Annotated in this window: 21 protein-coding genes and 1 pseudogene; 14 read left to right on the plus strand and 8 right to left on the minus strand. The window is 67.4% G+C overall.

What is annotated here, in order from left to right:
- Positions 1–104 precede the first annotated feature (104 nt).
- From Q9S36_RS17540 to purU, 3 genes and pseudogenes are all read left to right on the plus strand, one after another.
- Positions 105–1,820 carry a long-chain-fatty-acid--CoA ligase gene (locus Q9S36_RS17540; protein ID WP_311286237.1) on the plus strand — a complete coding sequence of 572 codons (1,716 nt, stop codon included), beginning with the start codon at positions 105–107 and terminating at the stop codon, positions 1,818–1,820.
- A gap of 31 nt (positions 1,821–1,851) precedes the next feature.
- Positions 1,852–2,328: pseudogene (locus Q9S36_RS17545) on the plus strand (MFS transporter); the annotation flags it as partial.
- A 56-nt stretch (positions 2,329–2,384) separates the two neighbouring features.
- Positions 2,385–3,263: a formyltetrahydrofolate deformylase gene (gene purU, locus Q9S36_RS17550; RefSeq protein WP_064003436.1), complete on the plus strand. Its 879-nt coding sequence runs from the start codon at positions 2,385–2,387 to the stop codon at positions 3,261–3,263.
- A 158-nt stretch (positions 3,264–3,421) separates the two neighbouring features.
- Here the strand turns inward: purU and Q9S36_RS17555 are convergent, their stop codons facing one another.
- Positions 3,422–4,201, minus strand: a complete 780-nt coding sequence (locus Q9S36_RS17555; protein WP_311286239.1) for an SDR family NAD(P)-dependent oxidoreductase — start codon at positions 4,199–4,201, stop codon at positions 3,422–3,424.
- Positions 4,202–4,282: 81 nt separating this feature from the next.
- Here Q9S36_RS17555 and Q9S36_RS17560 point away from each other — a divergent pair, with 81 nt between their 5' ends.
- Positions 4,283–4,756 carry a MarR family transcriptional regulator gene (locus Q9S36_RS17560; protein WP_311286240.1) on the plus strand — a complete coding sequence of 158 codons (474 nt, stop codon included), beginning with the start codon at positions 4,283–4,285 and terminating at the stop codon, positions 4,754–4,756.
- Positions 4,757–4,763: 7 nt separating this feature from the next.
- Here the strand turns inward: Q9S36_RS17560 and Q9S36_RS17565 are convergent, their stop codons facing one another.
- Positions 4,764–5,567, minus strand: a complete 804-nt coding sequence (locus Q9S36_RS17565; RefSeq protein ID WP_253036037.1) for a MerR family transcriptional regulator — start codon at positions 5,565–5,567, stop codon at positions 4,764–4,766.
- 2,239 nt (positions 5,568–7,806) lie between these two features.
- Between Q9S36_RS17565 and Q9S36_RS17570 the strand changes: the two genes are divergently transcribed.
- The 4 genes from Q9S36_RS17570 to Q9S36_RS17585 are packed head-to-tail and all read left to right on the plus strand — an operon-like array spanning position 7,807 to position 11,226.
- Positions 7,807–8,166: a helix-turn-helix transcriptional regulator gene (locus tag Q9S36_RS17570; RefSeq protein ID WP_036275916.1), complete on the plus strand. Its 360-nt coding sequence runs from the start codon at positions 7,807–7,809 to the stop codon at positions 8,164–8,166.
- Positions 8,163–10,088 carry a cation-translocating P-type ATPase gene (locus Q9S36_RS17575; RefSeq protein WP_197491836.1) on the plus strand — a complete coding sequence of 642 codons (1,926 nt, stop codon included), beginning with the start codon at positions 8,163–8,165 and terminating at the stop codon, positions 10,086–10,088. The genes Q9S36_RS17570 and Q9S36_RS17575 overlap by 4 nt, the downstream gene beginning before the upstream one ends.
- On the plus strand, positions 10,088–10,696 hold the full coding sequence (locus Q9S36_RS17580) for a cadmium resistance transporter (protein WP_311286242.1): 609 nt from the start codon (positions 10,088–10,090) through the stop codon (positions 10,694–10,696). Before Q9S36_RS17575 ends, Q9S36_RS17580 begins: the two co-directional genes overlap by 1 nt.
- The gene (locus Q9S36_RS17585) at positions 10,693–11,226 is read left to right on the plus strand and encodes a signal peptidase II (RefSeq protein WP_253036208.1); all 534 of its coding nucleotides are present in this window, start codon (positions 10,693–10,695) and stop codon (positions 11,224–11,226) included. Before Q9S36_RS17580 ends, Q9S36_RS17585 begins: the two co-directional genes overlap by 4 nt.
- Before the next feature lie 228 nt (positions 11,227–11,454).
- Here Q9S36_RS17585 and Q9S36_RS17590 read toward each other — a convergent pair whose 3' ends face one another.
- The 3 genes from Q9S36_RS17590 to Q9S36_RS17600 all read right to left on the minus strand — a co-directional run bounded on the left by Q9S36_RS17590 (position 11,455) and on the right by Q9S36_RS17600 (position 14,089).
- Positions 11,455–11,766 carry a thioredoxin family protein gene (locus tag Q9S36_RS17590; RefSeq protein WP_311286243.1) on the minus strand — a complete coding sequence of 104 codons (312 nt, stop codon included), beginning with the start codon at positions 11,764–11,766 and terminating at the stop codon, positions 11,455–11,457.
- 940 nt (positions 11,767–12,706) lie between these two features.
- Entirely contained in the window at positions 12,707–13,384 is a 678-nt protein-coding gene (locus Q9S36_RS17595) for a hypothetical protein (protein ID WP_311286244.1), read from the minus strand.
- Positions 13,385–13,588: 204 nt separating this feature from the next.
- Entirely contained in the window at positions 13,589–14,089 is a 501-nt protein-coding gene (locus tag Q9S36_RS17600; protein WP_311286245.1) for a hypothetical protein, read from the minus strand.
- Positions 14,090–14,205: 116 nt separating this feature from the next.
- On the opposite strand from Q9S36_RS17600, the gene Q9S36_RS17605 reads away from it, so the two are divergent.
- The 5 genes from Q9S36_RS17605 to Q9S36_RS17625 all read left to right on the plus strand — a co-directional run bounded on the left by Q9S36_RS17605 (position 14,206) and on the right by Q9S36_RS17625 (position 17,697).
- Entirely contained in the window at positions 14,206–14,472 is a 267-nt protein-coding gene (locus Q9S36_RS17605) for a hypothetical protein (RefSeq protein ID WP_311286246.1), read from the plus strand.
- A 50-nt stretch (positions 14,473–14,522) separates the two neighbouring features.
- Positions 14,523–14,864, plus strand: a complete 342-nt coding sequence (locus tag Q9S36_RS17610) for a hypothetical protein (protein ID WP_311286247.1) — start codon at positions 14,523–14,525, stop codon at positions 14,862–14,864.
- A 537-nt stretch (positions 14,865–15,401) separates the two neighbouring features.
- A complete protein-coding gene (locus Q9S36_RS17615) occupies positions 15,402–15,911 on the plus strand; it encodes a hypothetical protein (RefSeq protein WP_311286248.1) in 510 nt (169 codons plus the stop codon).
- 273 nt (positions 15,912–16,184) lie between these two features.
- On the plus strand, positions 16,185–16,778 hold the full coding sequence (locus Q9S36_RS17620; protein ID WP_311286249.1) for a sigma-70 family RNA polymerase sigma factor: 594 nt from the start codon (positions 16,185–16,187) through the stop codon (positions 16,776–16,778).
- A complete protein-coding gene (locus Q9S36_RS17625) occupies positions 16,744–17,697 on the plus strand; it encodes a hypothetical protein (protein ID WP_311286250.1) in 954 nt (317 codons plus the stop codon). The genes Q9S36_RS17620 and Q9S36_RS17625 overlap by 35 nt, the downstream gene beginning before the upstream one ends.
- 305 nt (positions 17,698–18,002) lie before the next feature.
- Here the strand turns inward: Q9S36_RS17625 and Q9S36_RS17630 are convergent, their stop codons facing one another.
- From Q9S36_RS17630 to Q9S36_RS17640, 3 genes are read right to left on the minus strand one after another with little or no spacing between them, the layout of a single operon-like run.
- Positions 18,003–18,518, minus strand: coding sequence for a 2'-5' RNA ligase family protein (locus tag Q9S36_RS17630; RefSeq protein WP_311286462.1), 516 nt, complete (start codon positions 18,516–18,518; stop codon positions 18,003–18,005).
- Positions 18,519–18,523: 5 nt separating this feature from the next.
- Positions 18,524–20,506 (minus strand): M13-type metalloendopeptidase, encoded by a 1,983-nt coding sequence (locus tag Q9S36_RS17635; protein ID WP_311286251.1) that lies wholly within the window; start codon positions 20,504–20,506, stop codon positions 18,524–18,526.
- A gap of 35 nt (positions 20,507–20,541) precedes the next feature.
- Positions 20,542–22,332, minus strand: coding sequence for an alpha/beta fold hydrolase (locus tag Q9S36_RS17640; protein ID WP_311286252.1), 1,791 nt, complete (start codon positions 22,330–22,332; stop codon positions 20,542–20,544).
- A gap of 118 nt (positions 22,333–22,450) precedes the next feature.
- Between Q9S36_RS17640 and Q9S36_RS17645 the strand changes: the two genes are divergently transcribed.
- Entirely contained in the window at positions 22,451–23,443 is a 993-nt protein-coding gene (locus tag Q9S36_RS17645; RefSeq protein ID WP_311286253.1) for a substrate-binding domain-containing protein, read from the plus strand.
- The last annotated feature ends 115 nt before the right edge of the window (positions 23,444–23,558 follow it).

Below are 23,558 nucleotides of genomic sequence, written 5' to 3' on the forward strand. Positions count from 1 at the left end.
GCTCGAGCATCGCAGGCCGCATCCGTCGCCGCGAACGCTTGCGCGCGTGCCCCTCGCGAGCAAGAGGCACGCGCGCGACACCTCCGCTGCTTAGGATCGTCGCCGTGCACCTGAACGAGACCCGCGCCTGGAACCGCTTCTACGCCGCCGGCACGCCGGTCGACATCGAACCCGTCACGGGCTCGCTCGTCGATCTGCTCGAGCAGCGCGTCGCCCAATACGGCGAGCGCGACGCGATCGCGTTCTTCGGCCGGATCGTGACCTACGACGAGCTCGGGGCGCGGGTCGCGCGCGTCGCCGAGGGCCTGCGGAAGCTCGGCGTCGGCGCCGGCGACCGCGTCGCGCTGATCATGCCCAACGCCCCGCAGCACGTCATCGCCTTCTACGCGGTGCTGCGGCTCGGTGCCGTCGTCGTCGAGCACAACCCGCTCTACACGCGGGACGAGCACGAGGTGCAGTTCCGCGACCACGGCGCGCGCACCGTCATCGCGTGGGACAAGGTGGCGCCGCTCGTGCAGTCGCTGCCGGCCGAGCTCGGCATCCGCGACGTCGTCTCGGTCGACGTGACCACCGCGATGCCGCTGACGACGCGGATGCTGCTGCGGCTCCCCGTCGCGAAGGCCCGGGAGTCGCGCGCCAAGCTCACGGGTGCTGCACCCGGGACGATCCCGTTCGGGCGGCTCGAGAACTCTCCCGCCCTGGCCGCGAGCCATCCGCGGCCGAGCCGCGACGACCTCGCCTGCCTGCAGTACACCTCGGGGACCACCGGAGCGCCGAAGGGCGCCATGATCACGCACGGCAACCTGTGGGCCAACGCTCGCATGGGCGCCGCGTGGATGCCCGACTTCCGACACGGCGAGGGCAGCATCTACGGGCTGCTTCCCATGTTCCACTCGTTCGGGCTGCTGCTGTCGGTCATCTACTCCGTCGAGACCGGGTCGCGCGCCGTCCTGTTCCCGACGTTCGACCCCGAACTGGTGGTGGATGCCGCGAAGCGGTTCCCCCCGACGTTCATCCCCGCCGTCCCGCCGATGTTCGACCGGCTGGCCCGGGTCGCCCGCGACGGCGACCTCGACCTGAGCCGCGTCGTGTATTCGATCTCGGGTGCGATGACCCTCACGCACGCCGTCGTCTCGCGGTGGGAGAAGCTCGCCGGCAGCATGCTCAACGAGGGGTACGGCCTCACCGAGACGAGTCCCATCGCCCTGGCCAACCCGTTCGACGAGTCGCGCCGCATCGGGGCCATCGGCATCCCGTTCCCCTCCACCGACATCAAGGTCGTCGACCCGGAGGAACCGACCCGCGAGGTGGCGCAGGGAGAGACCGGCGAACTGCTCATCCACGGGCCGCAGGTGTTCGCCGGCTACTGGAACCGCCCCGAGGAGACGGCGGCGACACTGCTCGAAGGCGGTTGGGTGCGCACCGGCGATCTCGTGCAGCAGGACGAGGACGGCTTCGTCACGGTCGTCGACCGCACGAAGGAGCTCATCATCACGGGCGGCTTCAACGTCGCCCCGTCGGAGGTCGAGCAGGTCGTGACCGGGACGCCGGGCGTCGCCGAGACGGCGGTCGTCGGCATCCCCCGCGGCGGTGGCGCCGAGGTCGTCACGGCGGTCGTCGTCCTGGAGGACGGTGCCGCCTTCGACGAGGCCGCCGCACGCGAGCTGGCTCGTGAGCGGCTCGCGGAGTACAAGCGGCCGACGACCTACGTCGTCTGGGAGGAGCTGCCGAAATCCCTCATCGGCAAGGTGCTCCGTCGTCGCGTGCGCGACACCCTTGTCGCCGACCGGCACGCGACGCGCGCCGCCGACGCGGACTGACACACCCGCGCGGAGTGCGACACAACCTCGGGTGCAGTCGATCAACCCGGTGTTCATCATCCTGCTGGCGGGCGTGTTCACGGCCGTCTGGTCGAAGCTCGGCTCGCGTCAGCCCTCGACCCCGGTGAAATTCGCGCTGGGCGTCGCCGTCATGGGTGTCGCGTTCCTGCTCTTCCTGCCGTTCGCCGGTGGCGGGGCGAACTCGACGCCGCTGCTGGCGATCGTCGGCATCCTGCTCGTCTTCACGATCGCGGAGCTGATGCTCTCGCCGGTCGGCTTGTCGGCGGCGACGAAGCTCGCGCCGGAGCGGTTCCAGACGCAGATGGTCGCGCTGTTCTTCCTCTCGGTGTCGCTCGGCACCGCGATCGCCGGTCAGCTCGCGACGCTGTACGACCCGACGAACGAGGTGCCGTACTTCGCGACGCTCGGCGGGATCTCGATCGCGATGGGCGTGCTGCTGCTCGTCTGCGTGAAGCCGGTGCTGTCGCTCATGAAGGGCGTGCGCTGACGGATGCCGCGCGTCACGCGGTCGGCATCCGTCATCTCACAGGGCAGAATCGAGGGATGACGTCGCCCGCCCCGCAGCTCCACCCCGACCACGCCTGCCTCATCGTGCACGGCAAGGACAGCCCGGGGATCATCGCCGCCGTCTCGGCGATGATCACGCGGATCGGCGGCAACATCGTGCAGTTCGACCAGTACTCCGACGATCCCCGGGGCGGGGCGTACTTCCAGCGCGTCGTGTTCCACCGGCCCGGCTTCGGTGCGCAGCGCCCCGCGATCGAGGCGGAGATCGCCGAGACCCTCGCCCCGTTCGAGCTCGAGTGGTCGCTGACGGACCAGTCGGTGCCCAAGCGCATGGCGATCCTGTCGTCGAAGCAGGACCACTGCCTGCTCGACCTGCTGTGGCGCAACCGTCGCGGCGAGCTGCCCACCAGCATCCCGATGGTCATCTCCAACCACACGTCGTCGGCCGAGGACGTCCGCTCGTTCGGGGTGCCGTTCTTCCACGTGCCGTCGACGCCCGGCCCCGACAAGTCGGCGTCCGAGGCGAAGATCCTCGAGCTGCTGAAGGGCAACGTCGACTTCGTCGTGCTGGCGCGGTACATGCAGATCCTGTCGCCGGAGTTCCTCGAGGAGCTCGCGGTGCCGGTCATCAACATCCACCATTCGTTCCTGCCCGCCTTCATCGGCGCCGAGCCGTACCGCAAGGCCAAGGAGCGCGGCGTGAAGCTCATCGGCGCGACGAGCCACTACGTCACCGGCGACCTCGACGAGGGCCCGATCATCGAGCAGGACACGATCCGCGTCACGCACGCCGACACGACCGCCGAGCTCGTCCGCCGCGGCGCCGACGTCGAGCGCCAGGTGCTGTCCCGCGCGGTGCGCTGGCACTCCGAGGACCGCGTCATCCGCCACGGGAACCACACGATCGTCTTCTGACGCGGGGCGCGGGGGCCGTTCCGGGGACGCGATTCGTCGCTCGGACGGCGTGCACGCGACAGTTCGCGTCCCTGGAACGTGCGCTGCCCGAGTTCCGGGACGCGATTCGTCGCGCGGGCGACAGCGAGGCGTCACTTCGCGTCCCGGGAACGCCGGCATCACAGCATCCCGGTCAGCACCCCGCCGTCGGCGCGGAGCGCGGCGCCGTTGATCGCCGACGCACGCGGACTCGCCAGGAACGCGACGAGCGCCGCGATCTCCTCGGGTCGGATGAAGCGCTGCAGCAGCGTCGTCGTGTTCCGACCGATGACGGATGCCGCGACCGCGTCGGCCGGCACGCCCTGCGCCGTGGCGATCGACTCGATCACGGTCGCGACGCCGTCGGAGTAGGTCGGCCCGCCGAGCACGGTGTTGACGGTGACCTGCGTGCCCCGCGTGAGTTTCGCGAGGCCGTTGCCGAGCGCGATCGTCGCCGCCTTCGAGACGCCGTACGGGATCATGTCGGCCGGGACGTTCACCCCCGACTCGCTCGCGATGAAGAGGATGCGGCCCCACCCGCGCTCGAGCATGCCCGGCAGCACGCGGCGCGAGAGGCGGACGCCGGCGGTCAGGTTCACGTCGAGGTAACGCTGCCACTCCGCGTCGTCGGCGTCGGCGAACTCGTTCAGCCCGAACGCGCCGGCGTTGTTGACGAGGATGTCGAGCTCGGGAAGGCCCGTGAGCGCAGCCGGGTCGGCGACGTCCCCGGGCGCGACGTCGACGTCCGCTCCGGGGACGAGCGCGCGGAGCCGCTCCGCCGCCGTTTGGGTGCGGGCGGCATCCCGTCCGTTGAGGAGGACAGCGGCGCCTTCGAAGGCGAGGGCTTCGGCGATCGCGAAGCCGATGCCTTGCGTCGAACCGGTGATGAGAGCGCGCGTGTCACGCAGCTGGAAGTCCATCGATGATGCCTTTCACTTGACTGAGCAAGTGACGGTAGTCCGGATCACTTGACTGAGCAAGTCATGACATAGGCTCGGAAGGTGACTGCGGACGACGACCTCTCCCCCGACGACCTCGAGACCTGGTCGTCGCTGGCGACGCTGCTCGAGTGGCTGCCCGCGGCGCTGGACGCTCAGCTGCAGAGGGATGCCGCACTCACGCACTTCGAGTACGGCATCCTCTACGCCCTGTCCCGCGCCGAGGACGGGCGGCTGCGGATGAGCACGCTCGCCGGGTACGCCCACAGCTCGCTCTCGCGCCTGTCCCGCGCGGCGACCCGCCTCGAATCGCGCGGATACCTCCGCCGTGAGACCGACCCGGCGGACGGCCGGTACACCCTCGCGATCCTCACGGATGCGGGGGCCGAGGCCCGTCGTGCGGCGGGCCCCGGCCACGTCGATCTGGTGAAGCGTGCGGTGCTCGACCGGCTCAACCCCGCGCAGCAGAAGCAACTGCGGACGATCACCTCCCGCATCCTCACCGGCCTCGGCGATGAGCCCGGGTGGAGGGCGTGACGCAGGCTCAGGCCACGGGCTGCTGCAGATCGACGATCCAGCGCGAGCCGGGACCGTCGTAGGGCGTCTGCTCGTAGATCTCGCGTGCCGGGCCGTCGAACCGCAGCCCGCGGCGCTCGATCTCGGCGACGAGCGCCTGCCACGCGGCCTGAATGCCGCTGAGGTCGGCCGCGTCGAAGCGGGTGGAGACGGCACGCGGATGCCGCGGCACCACCGCGCGCTCGAGTCCATCGGGCACGGGCGCATCGCCGATCTGCTCCGCCGCCGCGGCGATCATGCCGTCGTCGACCGTCGTGTAGACGGCGACGCCCGGACCGACGCGCGTCGCACCCGACGCCTCAATCAGCGCGCCGACTTGCTGGAACATTCCGCTGATCTCGCCTTCGATCTGGGACATCTCGTCGACCTTCGCCGACAGCTGCACGATCGTCAGCTCGGGCAGCGCAGTCTCGGTGTACTCGGACATGGGATTCTCCCTCTCGATCGATCGGAGCCTCGTCTCGACCTCGTGCAGGCGCTGCCGGTCCGCGTCGATCTGGGCCGCGAGCTCGACCCGCCGCTCGCGCAGGAGCGCGGCGACCTCGCTCGACGACATCCCGTCGTCGAGCATGACGCCGACCTGCTCCAGCGTGAAGCCGAGGTCCTTCAGCGCGACCAGTCGATTGGCGCGGTCCAACTGCGACGCGGCGTAGGAGCGGTATCCCGAGAAGGGATCGACCCGCTGCGGGCGCAGCAGACCGAGCTGGTCGTAGTGACGCAGCATCCGCACCGAGACGCCGGCGAGGCGGGCGAACTCTCCGATACTCAACATGGTGATCCCAGGCCACAGTCTGACACCGTGAGAGGGTCAAGCCCCGCCGGGTTCAGCCTCGTGGGCCGCGCTCGTCGTGCGCCTCTTTCGTCGTGGCGATCTGAGAACCTCGTGCAGAGGCTGCCACCGAAACCTGCTCTTGCGGCCGCCGACGAACTGCCTGGCCGCGCAGAGCCTAAAACGATCGTTTCCGGCAGTGTTGCGGACAAGGCGCTGAGATGCCGACCGGAAACATGGTTCACAACCTGGTTTTGGCGGGCGCTTTCGGCGATCTGGTGGCTGCCTCGAAGATCGCGCGCCCGGGGGTGCTCGCGATGAGCGCGTATCCGAAAGTTCGACCTCGCGATCGCGCTGCGCTGAGTTCTCTGCGGGCCCCGCCCGAGCGGGTCGTTTCGGCGGGGGCAATCGTCAGATGCGGGAGCGAACGCACTTGCCGCTCGCTCACCCGAACGATCTGCATTGGCGTGTTTCGCGCGATGACGCGCTCATCACTCTGAGCCACGCGTCTGGGTGAGCATGAGCGCACGCGTCATGGAGGCGCTTCACAATCGAGGGGTACGAGGATGTCGAAAAGCACACGTGGAACACCACGTCAGCTGATCAAGGCGCTGGTCGGGGGCGCGGTGGCGGTGGGACTGCTGGTTCCGGGGGCCGCTGCACATGCAGCGTGGAGTCAGGTGTACTCCAACAGCAGCGCGAAACAGGAGACCTGGTACGGACCGACCCTTGCCGGATCGATAACCGGAACGCGCACATCGATCTCTGGGTATATCCCAGGCAAGAACGCCATCACCTGGGCTCGAACAGGTACTGGCACCTCGGCGTACACCGGTTCCTCGAGTGGACTCGTGTCCCAAATTGACCATCCCGCTCGAAGCGCCCGCAGTACCGGCAAATGGCGTCTTGTGATCGACCCCACCGACCCGGGCACGATCAAGCTCGACATTTCCCGAAATGGCACCGGCACGGGCCCAATGCGCACCGCCGACACGTCGTCGGATGACCTGCGCATGCTCGACACGCTCCCGACGAGCCGGGATACGCGACCTGCTGGTGAAGCTGACGGGCTGAGCGAGACGGTCGACCTGGATTCACTGAGGGTCCTGGGGAAGGTCGGGTCGGCGACTTACGCGGCTGGATCATCTCTTGACGGAGGTGTTGCGCTCGTCGCCGTCCTCCCGGGTGGGGTTTCGGCGGTTGCGGTCGCAACTCCGGAGCAATTCGCCGCTCAGGGGCTCGGCATCAGCGTCAGCACCCCGGCGGTCGACGCCGCACCCGTCTATCTCATCCCGGACTTCGCGGCGGCAGGTGATCGCGGGAGCGTCGAGAAGGTCGGCACGAACCTTGTCGTGGAAGCCCCGAAGGGGCAGAGCCGACGGGCTGCGGAACTTACATCAGCCTGGGAGACGAGTTCGCGTTGCTCCGGGTACCGGACGCTGGACTCGAATGACTCGTTCAGTGAGAGGTCATCGCCGGGGCTCCCCCTGGCGGTGGCCTCTCGGTCTGGGACTCCTGCTGATCGCGCTGACGAGGTGCACTGCCTCGGACCTGCCGAGCAGCCCTCCCCATACCCCCGTCGCCTCACCAGCAGCCGTCGCCGCCAACGAACTGTTCTCCGTTCTGGACTCGCCGCAAGAGCCGATGGATACGTACGTCCCCAGTGCGGCCCCCTTCGCTGTTCGCTTAGACGCAAGCTCCGCGCGATGGCTTTTCGACCACGGTGAGACACGTGGATGGATTGTTGCCGGGGAGAAGGGCACCAGTGATGAGCGGCTCATCTGTCTCGCCTTGCAAAGGCTCGACTCTCCCGGGGTCGGCTTCGTTGCCTGCACTGAGCCGGCCCAGATCGTCGACCAGGGCTACTTGTGGTCAGGAACGAAGTTAGGGGAGGGCGCGGAGAATTTGTCGTTGTATCTCGTCGCGGACGGGGACGACTTTGCCGGGGGCGGTAAGTCTCTGTCGAGCAGAGCTCAAGTCTTCATCGCTCCCGCGCCAGAAGGAGCCCAAACTGACGCCGGCGAACCCTGAAACGCGGCTGTGGTGGTGCTGCCGGAAACGATCGTTTGCGGCGCGGTGAGTGAAGGCACACCAGATCGAATGCCAGAAACGTGCGCCGTAAGCGGGTTTCGGTAGGCGTATTCGGTGGGGTGTGAGCCGGATGTACTTACACCCAGCCCCAGAGATGTCGCCTGGGGTGAAGCCGTTCCAATAGGTCATCAATCACTGTATAGTTCAGTGTGTGCTGACTATTTCCTCACGCCTCGATGTCATGAACCGGCTCGGCCGGGCCATGGCCGATCCCACGCGTTCCCGAATCCTAATGTCTCTGCTCGGTGGACCGAGCTACCCGGCTGTGCTCTCTCGTGAGCTGGAGCTGACGCGTTCGAACGTGTCGAACCATCTCACCTGCCTGCGTGACTGCGGGATTGTCGTTGCCGAGCCGGAGGGTCGCCAGACTCGTTACGAGATCGCCGACCCGCATCTTACGGCTGCGCTCGTCGCGCTCGTGGACGTGACGCTGGCGGTCGATGAGCACGCGCCGTGCGTGGACTCTGCGTGCACGGTGGCTGGCTGCTGTGGGACGGGGGCGGACGCGTGAGCGCGGCGTGTGGCTGCGAGCACGAGCCTGCCCAGCCTGCCACTGCGGCGGAGGATGAGACCGAAGAGGTTGTGCGGCCCTGGTGGAGGGACCGTGGGATCATGGTGCCGGTCTTCTCCGGTGTCGCATTCCTGGCCGGTCTGATCCTTGAATGGTCCGGCCTCGAGATCCCGGCGCTGGTGTTGTTCTGGGCCGGTCTGCTCCTCGGTGCGTCGACGTTCACGCCCGGCGCGATCCGGAAACTGTTCAAGGGCAAGCTCGGTATCGGGCTGCTGATGACGATCAGCGCGATCGGCGCGGTCATCCTCGGCTACGTGGAGGAGGCTGCGGCTCTGGCGTTCTTGTACTCGATTGCTGAGGCGCTCGAGGACAAGGCGATGGACCGTGCCCGGGGCGGGCTGAGGGCGCTGCTGAAGCTCGTGCCGGAGACAGCGACCGTGCTGCAGAACGGCGTCTCTGCGCAGGTGCCCGCGAGAGAGCTGACGGTCGGCCAGGTCATGGTGGTCCGTCCCGGCGAGCGGATCGCAACCGACGGGATCGTCCGTTCTGGCCGCTCCAGCCTGGACACCTCGGCGATCACCGGGGAGTCGATCCCCGTCGAGGTCGAGCCCGGCGATGCGGTGTCGGCCGGTGCGATCAACAGCGCCGGCGCGCTGGAGGTCGAAACGACCGCTGCGGGCACCGACAACTCGCTCACCACGATCGTGGAGCTGGTCGAGAAGGCGCAGACCGAGAAGGGCGAGCGTGCACGTCTCGCGGACAGGATCGCCCGCCCGCTCGTACCCGGCGTTCTGATCCTCGCAGCGCTCGTCGCGATCATCGGGTCGCTGCTGGGCGATCCAGAGGTGTGGATCACCCGCGCGCTTGTCGTGCTGGTCGCCGCTTCTCCGTGTGCGCTGGCGATCTCGGTGCCGCTGACGGTCGTCGCCGCGATCGGCGCAGCAAGCAAGTTCGGCGTGATCATCAAGTCCGGCGCCGTCTTCGAGCGCTTCGGCACGGTCCGCCACGTCGCGGTCGACAAGACCGGCACCCTCACCCGCAACGAACCTGCGGTCACCGCGGTGCTCACTGCGAACGGCGTGACCGAGACACAGGCGCTGGCCTGGGCGGCCGCACTGGAGCAGCACAGCACGCATCCCCTTGCCTCTGCGATCACCGCCGCGGCCCCGGGCACACCGGCAGCTGCAGATGTGACCGAGCAGGCCGGGCACGGCATCGACGGCACTGTCGGCGGATCGAGAATCACCGTCGGCAGTCCTCGCTGGCTGGACGCGGGCGACCTCGGGAAGCAGGTCGCGGAGTTGGAGGAGCAGGGCATGACCGTCGTGATCGTCCACCGCGACGGAACCCCCGTCGCCGCGATCGGCGTCCGCGACGAACTGCGCCCTGAGGTCCCCGAGGTAGTCCGGACGCTCACCAACCAAGGCGTCGGCGTGACGATGCTCACCGGAGACAACGCCCGCACCGCTCGTGCACTGGCCGCGCAGGCCGGGATCAGCAACGTGCGCGCGGAACTGCGTCCCGAGGATAAGGCAACCGCGATCGGCGAGCTGTCAAAGGCGGGGCCGGTCGCGATGATCGGCGACGGAATCAACGACGCACCGGCCCTCGCTGGCGCAGACATCGGTATCGCGATGGGCGCCACCGGCTCCGACGCGGCAATCGAATCCGCCGACGTGGCCTTCACCGGCCATGATCTGCGCCTCATCCCGCGAGCGTTCGATCACGCCCGCCGCGGTCGACGGATCATCAACCAGAACATCATCCTGTCGCTGCTGATCATCACTGCACTGCTCCCGCTCGCGCTCTTCGGCGTCCTGGGGCTCGCGGCCGTCGTCCTGGTCCACGAGGTCGCGGAGGTCATCGTGATCCTCAACGGTCTGCGCGCCGCACGCACCCGCACGCCACGACTGGAAAGCTGATGCTCGCAACTATCGGTTCAGCGATCGGCCTGTTCGCGGCAACCAACATCGACGACATTGTCGTGCTCACCGTGCTGTTCCTGGCTTCCAGTCGAGGGAAGCCCCGGCCGTGGCAGATCGTCGCGGGCCAGTATCTCGGGTTCATCACCCTCGTCGTGATCAGCGTGATCGCCGCTCTCGGTCTCACCATCGTTCCGGACGAATGGGTCGGTTTCCTGGGTCTGATCCCGCTCGGCATCGGCATCTGGACGCTCATTCGCGGCCTGCGCCGTAACAGCGATGACGATGATGACGACTCCAAGCTCACCGCGGTCGGACTATGGGGCGTCGCAGGGATCACGATCGCCAACGGGGCCGACAACATCTCCCTCTACACGCCGATCTTCCGCACCAGCGCCCCCAGCGACGTCGCGATCATGATCGTCGTATTCCTGATCCTCGTCGCGGTCTGGTGCGCGGCCGGCCGGCTGATCGGCACCAACAAGGCTGTTACCGAGGGGCTGGAGCGCGTCGAGCACTGGCTCGTACCGGCCGTGTTCATCGGCCTGGGCCTGTTCATCCTGATCGAATCTGGGGTCATCGTCCGTCTGATCGAGGTGCTCGCATGACCTCCTCCCAGTCAGAGGCTCATCCGCCCGCTGCGCGCAAGCTGTCGTCGACCCGGCGGCGGCAGCTCACTGGTGGAGCGCTCTTGATCGCAGTGGTCGTCGTGCTGATCGATCAGGGAACCAAGGTGTGGGCCGAAGCGACCCTCACCGACCGTGAGCGCATCCCGCTGATCGGTGACCTGCTGGGTTTGCAGCTCGCCTATAACCCCGGAGCGGCATTCTCCTTCGGGGAAGGCTTCACCTGGGTGTTCGCGCTGCTCGCTGTCGCCGCCACGGTCACAGCGATCGTGTTCGCGTTCCGAGTGCAACGCGCGAGATGGGCGATCGTCATCGGCGCGCTCGGCGGCGCTTCCGCCTCACACGCAGGCGACCGCCTTTTCCGGGACCCCGGATTCGCCCGTGGTCACGTCGTGGACTTCCTCGCCTACGGAAACTGGTTCATCGGCAACATCGCCGACATCGTAATCTTCGCCGCAGCGATCACCGGAGCAGTTTTCATGATCCGCGCCGGGGATGAGAGCACCGAGTGAGATCCGTTGTGCGGTGGTGGGACACCCATCAACTCGCCCTCTACATCGGCGCGATCGCCGTGGGCAGCCGTTGAGTGAGTTCACGCTTAGGCAGGCGGGCGGTCGCGATGTAGGCGCAGAGCCACCCACCAGCCGCATCGTCGACAGATGAAAGCGCGATCGTCTCCGAGTGCGTGCAGCTTCTTGCGTGGCAGATGTCGCCCGCAGCACGTGCACGCAACGTCCTCGTCAGTCGCCATGAGCGGAGAGCGCCTCTCGAATCTGTTCAACCGTTGGCATCCCGGCCAGCCCAGCAGGGGTGCTGTAAATACGGCAGGCGAGGTCATTGCTTCGCCCCGACCCCGGAAAGAGATCGTTGCCATCCAGGGTGATCGTGGGGGAGCCCGCGAACGAGACTGCGCCCGCGTCCTCCTCCGTCCGGATGAGTCGGTAGTGAACCTCCGATTCGTCGTGGCCTGTTTCTCGTAGCGCCTTAGAAACACGACGGCCAGCCTCAACCCAGCTGGGGCAACCGGCGATATAAAGCAGCTCAATCTCCACGACTCAATCATCCTCGACTTCGCTGTTGATGTCGTGCCCGGGCTACCGCCGAAAACGATCGTTTTCGGCCGATGCACCCGAGATGCTGAACTCGGCGCGCCACAAACGGCACCCGTTACGGGGTTTTGGCAGACGATTCTGGCGCGGCTGCGACAGTGCGGACTAGTGAAAGCCGGCCAGCTGTGCTGCTTACCTTTTGCGACGAGCGAGGAGGAGCAGTCCCGCGTGAACAGCGGCGATGCTCACCCAACCAATCCCGCTGTTGCGGATCCGAGAAGCAGGCCGATCAGCGCGAAGAGAATCCCCAACCCCTAACCGCCCCACCTCTGTGAACTTGTCACGGGCCGTCGCGGACTGTTTGCCCGCATAGCCGGCAGAGCACGGTCCTGGACGTGGTGAAGTCTTGCCGCGCTCCGACGTGGGAGACGAGTGAGCAAGGCGAGCGAACGAGCACTGACCACCGTGCCCTTCCAGCGCGAGAAGTGCTAGTTCCGTGACGATCCGCGAGCGTCTTGTTGGGCTGGAGCTGTTTGGCTCTCGAGTCTTCCGAGTTTCGCGGATCTCGCTGCGGATGCAGCGCCTAGGAACGCCGCCGCGCCAATCACAAATGGGCTGCGTCCTCCGTGTAGCAGGAGGGTTTGGAAGTCGAACGGCAGGGGCGAGGCCCAATCGTACAGACTCGATCCCAACACGAACCCCGTAGCTGCCAACAGAACGAGGACCGTCGTGGCGACTACTGGGACCATTAGTCGTAGCGTCGATGCGAACCCGAGCAGCGCAGATGCAATGCCGGACACGACCACGGCCCACGCAACGAAAGGCGGTTCTAGCCTGGAAGTCCACAGCGCGGAAGCCAGGCTTAGCAGATAGTAGGCCGCCAGACCGATCAGCAGCCCAACACCAAGATCTACCTTATTGAACGAACCTCGCCCTGATCTGCTCATCCCCAAAACCCGTAACCGCACGTCAGGCTCTTAGATTGACTAGTCGCCGACCCTCCTGAAGACCAGTTCACGAGTGTGTAATGCGATGTGGAATCGGCGTTTCCGCAGGTCTTTGCGACAGTGCCTGACCAGATCGACCCATTATTCGGCACAGTGAGCTTTCTGCTCGCCTTGACTTCGATCCCCGAGTAGAGATAGATCCCCAATGTGCTCCCGCTCCCGCATCCGCTACTGATCGAGCCTCGTTCAACCGCCCTCGCTTGGGGGTAAGACGATTTAGTGGGCACCTCGGCGGTCAAGGACTTAGTACAGCCCGCCAGCGCGGCAGCCGTACTGGTGTCTTCCGGGCTCGACCAGACATCGACAGGTTCCGTGGTGATCTCTGTGACTGCATCGGTATAAACAAGGCGGATGGTCTCGCCCGGCTCAGGAACAACCGGGAGGTCTTCCGGCTCGGTCACGACGACCGTCGCATTCGGGTCCGACTGCACCACTACAGCCGAGTCATCGAGTTCAGGGATTGGCTCATTGATGTAGATGATCTGGTCAGGTTCCCCGTCCAGCGTCGTCAGCCGCCCACCGTCCGAGGCCGCGTATGCGGGAGGTGTCACGAGGCTGATCGCCAGCGCAGACACTCCGACCATGAACAGGGTGTTCCTGCTTATTCCACGCATGATGCTCCCTTTGGCTATGGCCGGGAAATCGGTGCTCCAGCCCCCGGACAGTGCCCAGTGTGGAGGGCACTAATTCTCTTTGTCTAGAGAAATGAATTTATGTCCAGCTGGTCCTCCCCGGAGAGCGCCCCCGTCTCCCTGCGGTTCTCTGCCTGTTCGTCTTCTAGTTGTGATTCCGACGGATCCGTTGGACATCGGGACGGCTTACGGTTCCACCGCGGCGAGGGTCGCCCAGGCACTGGCAAGGGTGTCGTCATGCGACTCGATTTCGACGGACACGACTTCCGAGGCGGTGCCGAACATAAGCCCGGTCACCTCGCTAGGACTCGCACAACCTTCCGAACTTGCCACCACCCCGCTTGCAGAACCTGTGGCCTTGAAGGTGACTCTCGCTTCCGCCGGCGTGCAGTCGAACCGCAGCGTATACGGAACGCCGCTATCAGCTTCGCCCGTCGACATGATGGAGCGAGATGCACCGTCTTCGCCGCCCTGCGTGACCGTCCGCGCTATCTCGTTCGACTCCATCTCGGGCACCGCATAATCAGGGTCGATGATCTCAAGGCCGGTGAACGGAGAGACGTTGATGCCCGCTTCGGTCGCGGCGGGGCTCGGGGAGGGGGTGCGCTCGAGCCCGCCCGTCGAAACACATCCAGACAACAGCAGCGCCGCGGAGACGAGAATTAGGAAGCCCGGTGCGCGCCGCATCCATAAAGCCTAAAGCCCGCCGAAATCGATCGTTTTCGGCGCGTTGGGATGAGCCGACTTAGCCGCCCGCGACGAGCCCTCTGGCGGGCGATGCCGCCACTCGATACCCTTCCGGCATGACTGGCGATCGAGAACAAGAACGTGCTCGCCGCGACATTTTGACGGCGTACATCGCCGTGATGAATCGACCCGAAGAACTCTTGGCAATCTGCACAGATGCCTCGGGCGACGCGGATCAGGTTCGGGGTGCGATTCAGGACGCCTTCGGGATCTCGGCGCTTGCAGCCGATGCAGTCCTGTCGATGCAGGTGCGACGCTTTACGCCCGCAGAGCGAGAACGGGTGCAGAGCGAGCTCACGGCGCTGAACGAAAGCTTGACGTAGCTGACCTCTCGAAAGAATCGACGTTGGAACTCATCACATAGGAGTGAATGATGGCAAAAAGTAAGCGCATCGGTGTCGCCGCGGTCCTCGCCGCCGCCTCCCTATTGGTCGGCGGCGTCGCACATGCCTCCCCTGTAACAGCGGCCACAGTCTCGCCCAGCGCCGTGACCAGTGCGTCGGGTTCACTTTTCTGCCCCCAGGGCAAAGAACTCTACGTCCGGACCACCCTGGCTTTCGTTGGCAACTTGAAGTACTACAAGGGAACCCAGCTCGTCCACACCGCTCACGGAAACTTCCACTTCTGGACCTACCCGAACTCGGGTGGAAAGACGACGTCCTGGCGAGTCCAGGCGGACACGAACATCGATGAAGTCGGCGACGGGTGCGTTTGATCGACAACTCTGATCAGCAAACTCGTCCCCACGTGGGCGCCTGACTGCGGAGTGATTCGGATGCTCAATCACTGCGTACCTAAGCTTCCGGCCATAAGCCCGCCGTTCTTCTGTCCTGCGCGCGGATAGCTGTGCGCGTCTAGTTCGCGGCAATCGGCGACGTCAACCCGAGCAACTTCCTACCAAAACCCTCACCGAAACCAGCTTCTGGCCTGCCTTTTCGGCGGGCCGCATCGCACCGTCGGCTCGACGTAGCCAGAAACGATCGTTTTAGGTTAGCTAGGCGCGGAGAGGCCGGATGGGTCCCAGACAGGTAGGCCGGAACTGGGTTCTGGCGGACGTTCTTGGCGGCGGGTTAGAGTCATTGCCACCCAGTCGAAGCTGAGCCACACCCCAGTCACCCGCAGCAACTGTGCAGCCATCGACAGAAGCAGTGAGCAACGCCACTTCATCGGCGCCGCTAACGAGTCACCTCAGTTCAGGCGCTCCACTAGGCTGACCCTCCACGGTCTAGCGTGGTCTTGGAAGTGGTGTTCGATGCCCACTCGTAGTCAGCTCGCGGACTTCACCCGCGGGATCGTCGGACGATTCATCAGCCGGAACAACGACATCGGCGGGCTGTGGGGCATTGGGGTGCTCGTCGAGGCGATCCACGAGGCTGGGGAGACGGAGGCGCTCTACGATCTGGCCTCGTCGGCGGAGCCATGGGTTCGAGACCAAGCAGACTGGCTCCGAGCCAGGGTGAGCGTTGAGCGCATCCCCGAAGCGTGGATCGAGTCCTGCATTCTTCACGTCTCGGTGACGCGCGACGTCATACCGCCGGCCGGAAGCCACACGCACGAAGCCTGGGAGGCTGGTACGTCGATCTCCGAGGTCGTCGTACGTGCAACGATCATCGACGACCGCGAACGAGAATGGTCAGCGTCCGACACTGCGTGGTGCTGGGACGCAAGCGTTCATGAGCTGCAGTCGACATACCGGCGTGCCGACTCAGGTTGGCTCAGTCGGGTGTTTGCAGCAATCAAGGCGGCCTCGCCGCCATTGTGAATCCAGACCTGATTGCTGCGGCCGCTCCAAGGCGATGGCACAACCGGCCGAAAACGATCGTTTTCGGCGGTTTCATGAGGGAGCCCGGATATGGCGTGCCGCAAACGGCGTCCATTACCGGGTTTTGGCTGACGTTTTCGGCTGGCTCGCGATCGAGCCGACCGGAGGAGCTGTTGACTGGCGGGGGCGTCGGGGCACGGTTGTCGCGTCGTGTAGGTTCTGGCTCGCGTCAGATTGGCGTGAACTCATTCGGTCGGATCGAGCAATACGAACGTGAGCCCCGATAACGAGGTGATAGCTAGGTCGGCGTCCGAGCCGGCAGCGTTCTCCGTCCTCTACGACCGACACGCGACGACCGTGTTCAGGTATGCAGCGCAACGCCTGAACGATGATGCGGCCGACGACATCATGTCCGAGACGTTCCTCGTCGCGTTCGAGCGCCGTGGCACGTTCGATGAGTCCTTCTCCGATGCCCGCCCGTGGCTGTTGGGCATCGCGACGCGTCTCATTCGGAAGCATGCGCGGTTGGAGGCGACGGCGTGGAAAGGGTTGTCAGCTGACCTAGCCGCACAGGTGGCCCCGGACTTCATCGATCAGGCCGGGGCGCGGATCGACGCGCAACGACTGACGGCACGTCTCGGGAAGGCAATCCGCCGGCTGACCGACGCCGATCGGGACACGTTGCTGCTGTACGCCTGGGGTGACCTGGACTACGCCGCAATCGCGTCAGCGCTCGAAATCCCCGTCGGGACTGTCCGCTCACGACTGAACCGGGTGCGCCGCCAGTTGCGTCGCGCCGCAGGAATCGACACCACCGAACAGGAGACGGATCATGGACGAGTTGACACTGCTCCGCAGCACGCGTGACGACGAGCGAGCCCCCACGCAGGAGGCGCTTACGAAGGGGCGCGCGGCGCTCTGGGCGCGCATCGACCAGGAAGCGACAGGAGCGCTCGTCCCCGCGGCTCCCCGTCGTTCGAAGGCTCGACCTCGGTCGACCTGGGCGGCAGCGGGCGTCGCGACCGCTCTCACCGGTGTCCTGATCGCCGGCAACGTCACCATGAGCGCCGAATCGGCCCACGCCAGCGAGCTCCTTCAGTCCGCTGCGATCGCGACCGCCGGGTACGCCAATCTCGTCGCCGGTTCCGGGCAGTACCTTCACGCTCACACCCACGCCAGTTGGGGTGACTGTGACGACAACGGCTGTGAGCCGAACGAGCAGACCATCGACGTCTACATGCCCGGGGACTCCTCCGCCGAATGGGTGCTCCGCCGCGACTGGGGACGGATGGTCGGAGTGACAGGTGAAAGCGTCGAGACACTGCGAGCCAAGAACGGTGCGTTCTACGGCGAAGAAGGCCCGTGGGTGGGCGTCGATTTCGGGGACATTCCCCTCTCGGGCGCAGCCGCCTACGACTGGATCGATGCGCAGTACAGCGGCGGGTCCGCATCGCGCGACGAAGACAACTTCGGGCGCATCACGAGCATCCTCCGGTCCGGTCTCGTTCCCGCACCCCAGCGGGCCGCGCTCCTCGACGCTCTCGCACGGGTGCCCGGAGTGACTGCTACGGAAGGAGTCGCGAACTTCGACGGTGTGACTGGAATCGCGATCGGACGCAATGAAACACTTCGCGCGGGCGAGCGGCGAGAGATCATCATCGACCCCGCCACCGGGCTCGTCATCGGAGAGCGCGAGACCTCGGGCACAACTGTCTTCGGCTGGGGTGCCGAGGAGCAGACGTCAGTGACTGCGATCGAGACGACCGTCGTGGACAGCGCACCGTGACCAAGCCGGAGACGATCACCCCGGCGACGATCGTCCTACCCGCGACGTTCTCTATCCCGGTACCTACGTCAGACAAACCAGCGCAACGATGACGACGAACGCGCAGCCCCGCCGAAATGTTCAGGGCTGCGCGTTCGCTCGGAATGTCGGGTAGCTATCCGTCTGCCGAAAACGATCGTTTTCGGCACGCCCGGCCGAGGCACCGCAGACGAACGCGACACGCCGAAGATGTATCCACCGAAAACCCCCGCCGAAACCTGATCGCGCCGAAACCCCCTGCGGCACGTTTTCGGTGCGGTCCTCAATCAGCGTGCTAACACCCCGAGCTCGGTGACGGTGGCGGATGCCGCATCCCACCGCCTGAGCCCGCGAGCGACACCGACGATCGGCTCACCGAGCAGCGGCAGCGCGCGCTCGAGGTCCGTGACCTTGATGCGGCGCGCGAGGGTGACGTGCGGCATCCACTCGCCCGGAGCGGTGTGCGGAGCGTCGTCGCCGGGACCGGCGGCCTCGTGCACGGCGGCGTGCAGCGACAGCAGCTCGGCCGACGGCACGATCGAGCGTGCGAGCACCCGCCGCTCCCCCGCGCCGAACAGCACCAGCGCACCGAGAGTCACGGCGAAGGCAGCCGGCAACGGCACCGACGCCAGCGACACCGACGGGCGCACGAGCAGCGTCACATGCGGCGCGTTCGGGGGCGACGTGTGCGCGGCGAGACTCGACAACCCGGCGTCGGCGAGCGCCTGCCACTCCGCACGCACGGCGCGCTCGGTCGCCGCATCGAACTCGAGCTCGATGCTGACCACCGGCGCGCCGCGCATCGCGGTCACCAGATCGTGACGCGCTTGTCCTCGTCGAGCCAGAGCTCGTCCGACGGGGTCACGTCGAACGCGGCGTAGAACTCGTCGATGTTGCGGACGATCTGGTTGCAGCGGAACTCGTTGGGCGAGTGCGGGTCGATCGTCAGCAGACGGATCGTCTCGGCATCCCGCCCCTTCTGCTGCCAGATCTGCCCCCAGCTCAGCAGCAGACGCTGGATGCCGGTGAGCCCGTCGATCACGGGACCGTCGGCATCCGTCGAGCCCGAGGACTTCAGGTGCAGCCGGTACGCCTTGATCGCGATGCCGAGGCCGCCGAGGTCGCCGATGTTCTCGCCGATCGTCAGGGCACCGTTGACGGTGTGATCCGCCGACAGGCCCTGCGGCACGAGCGCGTTGTACTGCTCGATCAGCGTCTTGGTGCGCTCCGTGAAGGACGCGCGGTCCTCATCCGTCCACCAGTCGTTGAGCGCACCGGTGCCGTCGAAGGCGCTCCCCTGGTCGTCGAAGCCGTGACCGATCTCGTGACCGATGACGGCGCCGATACCGCCGTAGTTCGCGGCCGGGTCGCGCTCCATGTCGAAGAACGGGTGCTGCAGGATCGCCGCCGGGAAGACGATCTCGTTCATCAGCGGGTTGTAGTACGCGTTGACCGTCTGCGGCGTCATGAACCACTCGTCGCGATCGATCGGCGCGCCGAGCTTCGCCAACTGCTGGTCGTGCTGCCACGCGTTCGAGCGGCGCACGTTGCCGATGAGGTCGGATGCCTCGATCTCGAGGTCCGAGTAGTCCTTCCACTTCACGGGGTAGCCGACCTTCGGCGTGAACGCCTCGAGCTTCTCGAGCGCGCGCTCGCGCGTGGCGGGCGTCATCCACTCGAGCGACGAGATCGACTGCCGGTACGCCTCGATGAGGTTGTCGACGAGGACGTCCATCTCCTCCTTGGCGCGCGGCGGGAAGTGACGCTCGACGTACACCTTGCCGACCGCCTCGCCGAGAGCGGCCTCGACGAGCGAGACGCCGCGCTTCCAGCGCTCGCGGTTGACGGGTACACCGGTCATCTCGGTGCCGTAGAACGCGAAGTTCGCGTCGACGAACGCCTGCGACAGGAACGGCGCCGACGCGCGGATGACCTGCAGGCGCAGCCACGCCTTCCAGTCCTCGAGCCGGTCCTCGACGAGCAGCGTGCCGACGCCCTCGAAGAAGCTCGGCTGGTTGACGTCAACCTCTTCGATGACGCCCGCCTTGCCGGGAGCGACGGCGTCGCGCCACGGGGCCAGGTCGACGCCGGTGAGCTGCACCGCGGCATCCCAGCTCATCAGGTTGTAGGTCGCGACCGCGTCGCGGCTGCGGACGTTGTCCCAGTGGTGCGACGCGATCTCGGTCTCGAGCGCGAGCACACGGTCGGCCTGCCCCTCGGCGTCGGCGACACCCGCGAGGCCGAAGACGGTCGCGACGTACGCACGGAAGGCGGCGCGGGTCTTCTCGAAGGTGTCGAGGCGGTAGTAGCTCTCGTCGGGCAGTGACAGGCCACCCTGCACGAGGAAGAGGATGTACCGCTGCGGGTTGCCGGGGTCGGGCTCGATGTAGGTGCTGAAGATCCCCGCGACGCCCTCGCGTTCGAGCGATCCGGCGGTCTGCAGCAGGCTCGGGATGCCGGTGACCTGGTCGACGTAGGTCAGCTGCGGCGCGATCGCCTCGGCGCCCTTCGCCTCGATGGCGGCGGTGTCCATGAAGCTCGTGTACAGATCGCCGATCTTGCGGGTCTCGGTGCCGGGCTCGGCATCCGTCGACTCCTCGATGATCGTGCGGACGTCCTTCTCGGCCTGCTCGGCGATGAGGTGGAACGACCCCCAGCGCGCCTTGTCCTCGGGGATCTCGGTGCGCTCGAGCCACGCGCCGTTGACGTGGCGGAACAGGTCGTCCTGCGGCCGGATGTCGGCACTCAGTTCGTCGAGCTGGATGCCGGAGGGAAGGGTGTTCTCGGTCATGCGTCCCACCCTATGGGCGCTCTCCGACCCGGGGCTCATTCCCTCGTGGTCGAGCACTCCTCGGGCACGGGGTCACCCGCGAACCTCGCCGCGGTCCACTCGATGAGCTCGTCGAGCAGCGGCGACGGGCGCTCGACGACGGCCGCATGCTCGTACCCGTCGTAGATGCGGTAGTCGACGACCTGTCCGGCCGTGCACATCCGCTCGACGTACGCGGTCTGCGTCGTGACCGGGATGACGCTGTCCGCCCCGCCGTGGGCGATGAGCAGCGGCGCGTTCTGCCGCAGTGGCGCCGCGTTTGCCCGCAGATGGATGCCGAGAGGGCCGGTCGCCGGCGGCGTCGAAAACAGCCGCGGATCGCCGCTCATCCCCAGCGCCGCCGCGACCGACACGACGATCGCCGGGTCGGACAGGCAGCGCTCGGACATCTGCCGGAGCACCGTGTCGGCGCCCGGCCGCACGTAGTCGTCGTACGAGACGTCGTCGTAGATCGACGAGAACGAGGCGAAGGCGTAGGACGCGAAGATGCTGCCGCCCGTGACGCTCGAGATGTTCTGCACGAGCGCGGGCGGGTCACTGGCCGGCGCGAGCGCCGCGACCCCCTGCACGTACAGCTCGGGCGCGTACTCCCGCGCCCGCGCGCCCGCCCACAGCGCGGCGCCACCGCCCTGCGAGTGCCCCCAGATGACCGTGCGGACGCCGAGGTCGGCATCCTGCAACTCCCGTGCGGCGCGCACCGCGTCGAGCGACGCCGTCGCGCTGGGCGGCCCGATCAGATACGGATGCGGACCCTCGGTCCCCAGCCCGATGTAGTCCGTCGCGACCACTGCCCACCCCTGCCGGATGATCGTCGGCAGGTTGTAGAGCGCGCCCGACCAGAGCCCGCGCGGCTGCAGCGACGGTGCGCAGTGCTCGGAGTAGCCGGTCGTGCCGTGGTTCCAGTCGATGATCGGCCACTGCCCGTCACCCTCCTTCGGGACCACCACGACACCGCTCGCGACCCGGACCTCGCCGTCGACGCCGGTGGTCGTGTAGAGGATGCGCCAGGCCGTCGCCGACACCGGGATGCCGTTCGTGAACGGCTCCGCACGAATGAGGCGCCCCGGCTCGCCCGGCATGTCGCGAGGGGCCGCATAGAAGTCGTCCACGACGGTCGACCCCTCGCGGAGCGGCACGGTGGCGAGCGCGGTCGTGACGGCGAGCGCGACGGAGACGAGGGCCGTGACCGTGCGCCCCCAACGGCGCAGGCGCTGCGGCTGGTGGCGGCGCTCCCGCTCGGTGTCGCGGCGCCGTCGCACGCGCGTCCACAGATCGGCGACCCCGCTCATGATGAGACGCGCGCCGAAGACGACCGCGACGACGAGCAGGGTGATGTCGGGCCAGAACAGCGCCAGCACGCCGAAGATCACGCCCGAGACCGAGAAAGCGGCATCCGCGATGCGCGCATCGATCGTTCGCCCCTTCGCGAAGACCGCGATCACGCCGAGCGCACCCGCGACGAGCAGCAGGATGCCGACGAGGGTCGCCACGACGCGCACGGTGAGTCCCGGGGTCAGCAGGACGACGAGCCCGCCGACGAGCCACGCACCGCCCGTCAGCGTGCGCCAGCGCGGACGCGCCCCCTCCATGTCGCGCCCCGTCAGCTCGATGACGCCTGTGAGGACCATGCCGCCGCCGATCAGCCAGGCGAGGACGCCCAGCGCCGTCGTCGGCCGGATGACGATGACCACGCCGAGCACGACCGCCGAGGCCGCGACGACCAGGCGCACCCACTCGGGCAGGCGCGCGTAGAAGCGTCCGAGCGCGAGGCGCTGCAGCAGCCGCATTCGGTCCCTCCTCCGTGCGTCGGCGTCGATCCTCCACGTTAACCGCGCGGGCCGGATGCGCCCGAGTGCTCGACAGCGGGCGCATCGACGTGAGATGGCGCCCGCTACAGTGAGCGCCATGGGACGGGCCGGGACGACACGCGCCGGCGTGCGCGACGTCGCCGCGCGGGCGGGGGTGTCGACGCAGACCGTGTCGCGCGTCATCAACAACAGCCCGAACCTGCGCCCCGAGACCCGGGCCCGCGTCGAGGCCGCGATGGCCGAGCTCGGCTACCGCATCAACAACGCCGCCCGCGCCCTCGGCACCTCGACGACCCGCACCGTCGGCGTCGTCGCCTCGGACGCGACCCTGTGGGGCCCCGGCGCCGGCATCGCCGCGCTCGACGCGGCGGCTCGCGAGGCGGACCGCTGGTTGGCGACGGCCTACGCGGATGCCGCGGACCCGGCATCCGTCACCGATGCCGCCCAGCGCCTGCTGTCGCAAGGGGTCGACGCGCTGATCGTCGTCGCCGCGCACACCGCGACGCTGCCCGCGCTGCGCGAGGTGGCGGGCGGGACACCGCTCGCCGCGCTGCACACCGGCGCGGGCGCCGAGCGGCAGCGCGCCGGCGCGGCGCTCGCGATCGAGCACCTCGTCGCGCTCGGCCACCGCCGCATCGCGCTGCTGGCGGGACCGGCGGACTGGCTCGAGGCGACGGCCCGCGACGAGGGTGCCGCGGCGGCGCTGGCGACCGCCGGCATCCGTCCCGCGGCGATGTGGCGCGGGGACTGGAGCGCGGCAACGGGCGCGGCTCTCGCGGGCGAGGTGGCCGAGGCGGTGCGCCGCGAGGACGGGCCGACCGCGGTCGCGGCGGCGAACGACCAGATGGCGCTCGGACTCATCGCGGGCCTCGTCGCCGAGGGGCTGCGGGTGCCGCAGGACGTCTCGGTCACCGGATTCGACGACAACGCGGATGCCGCCTTCTACACACCCGCCCTCACCACGGTGCACGTCGACACGGCCGGCGAGGCACGGCGCGTGCTCGCCGAGGCGCTGGGCCTGCCGGCGACGGCGGAGGTCGCCGAACCCGTGCTCGTCGCGCGCGCGTCGACCGCCGCGCCGCGCGGCTGAGGCCGGCGGGGGTCGGGGCTCGGGCTCGGGGCTCGGGCTCGGGCCCGGGGCTCGCCCCGCAAGAACCGCGGAGATTCGGCCGCCATCTGCCCGCCGGGGGCGATCCGGTGCGGCT

The organism is Microbacterium sp. ARD31 (assembly GCF_031844425.1).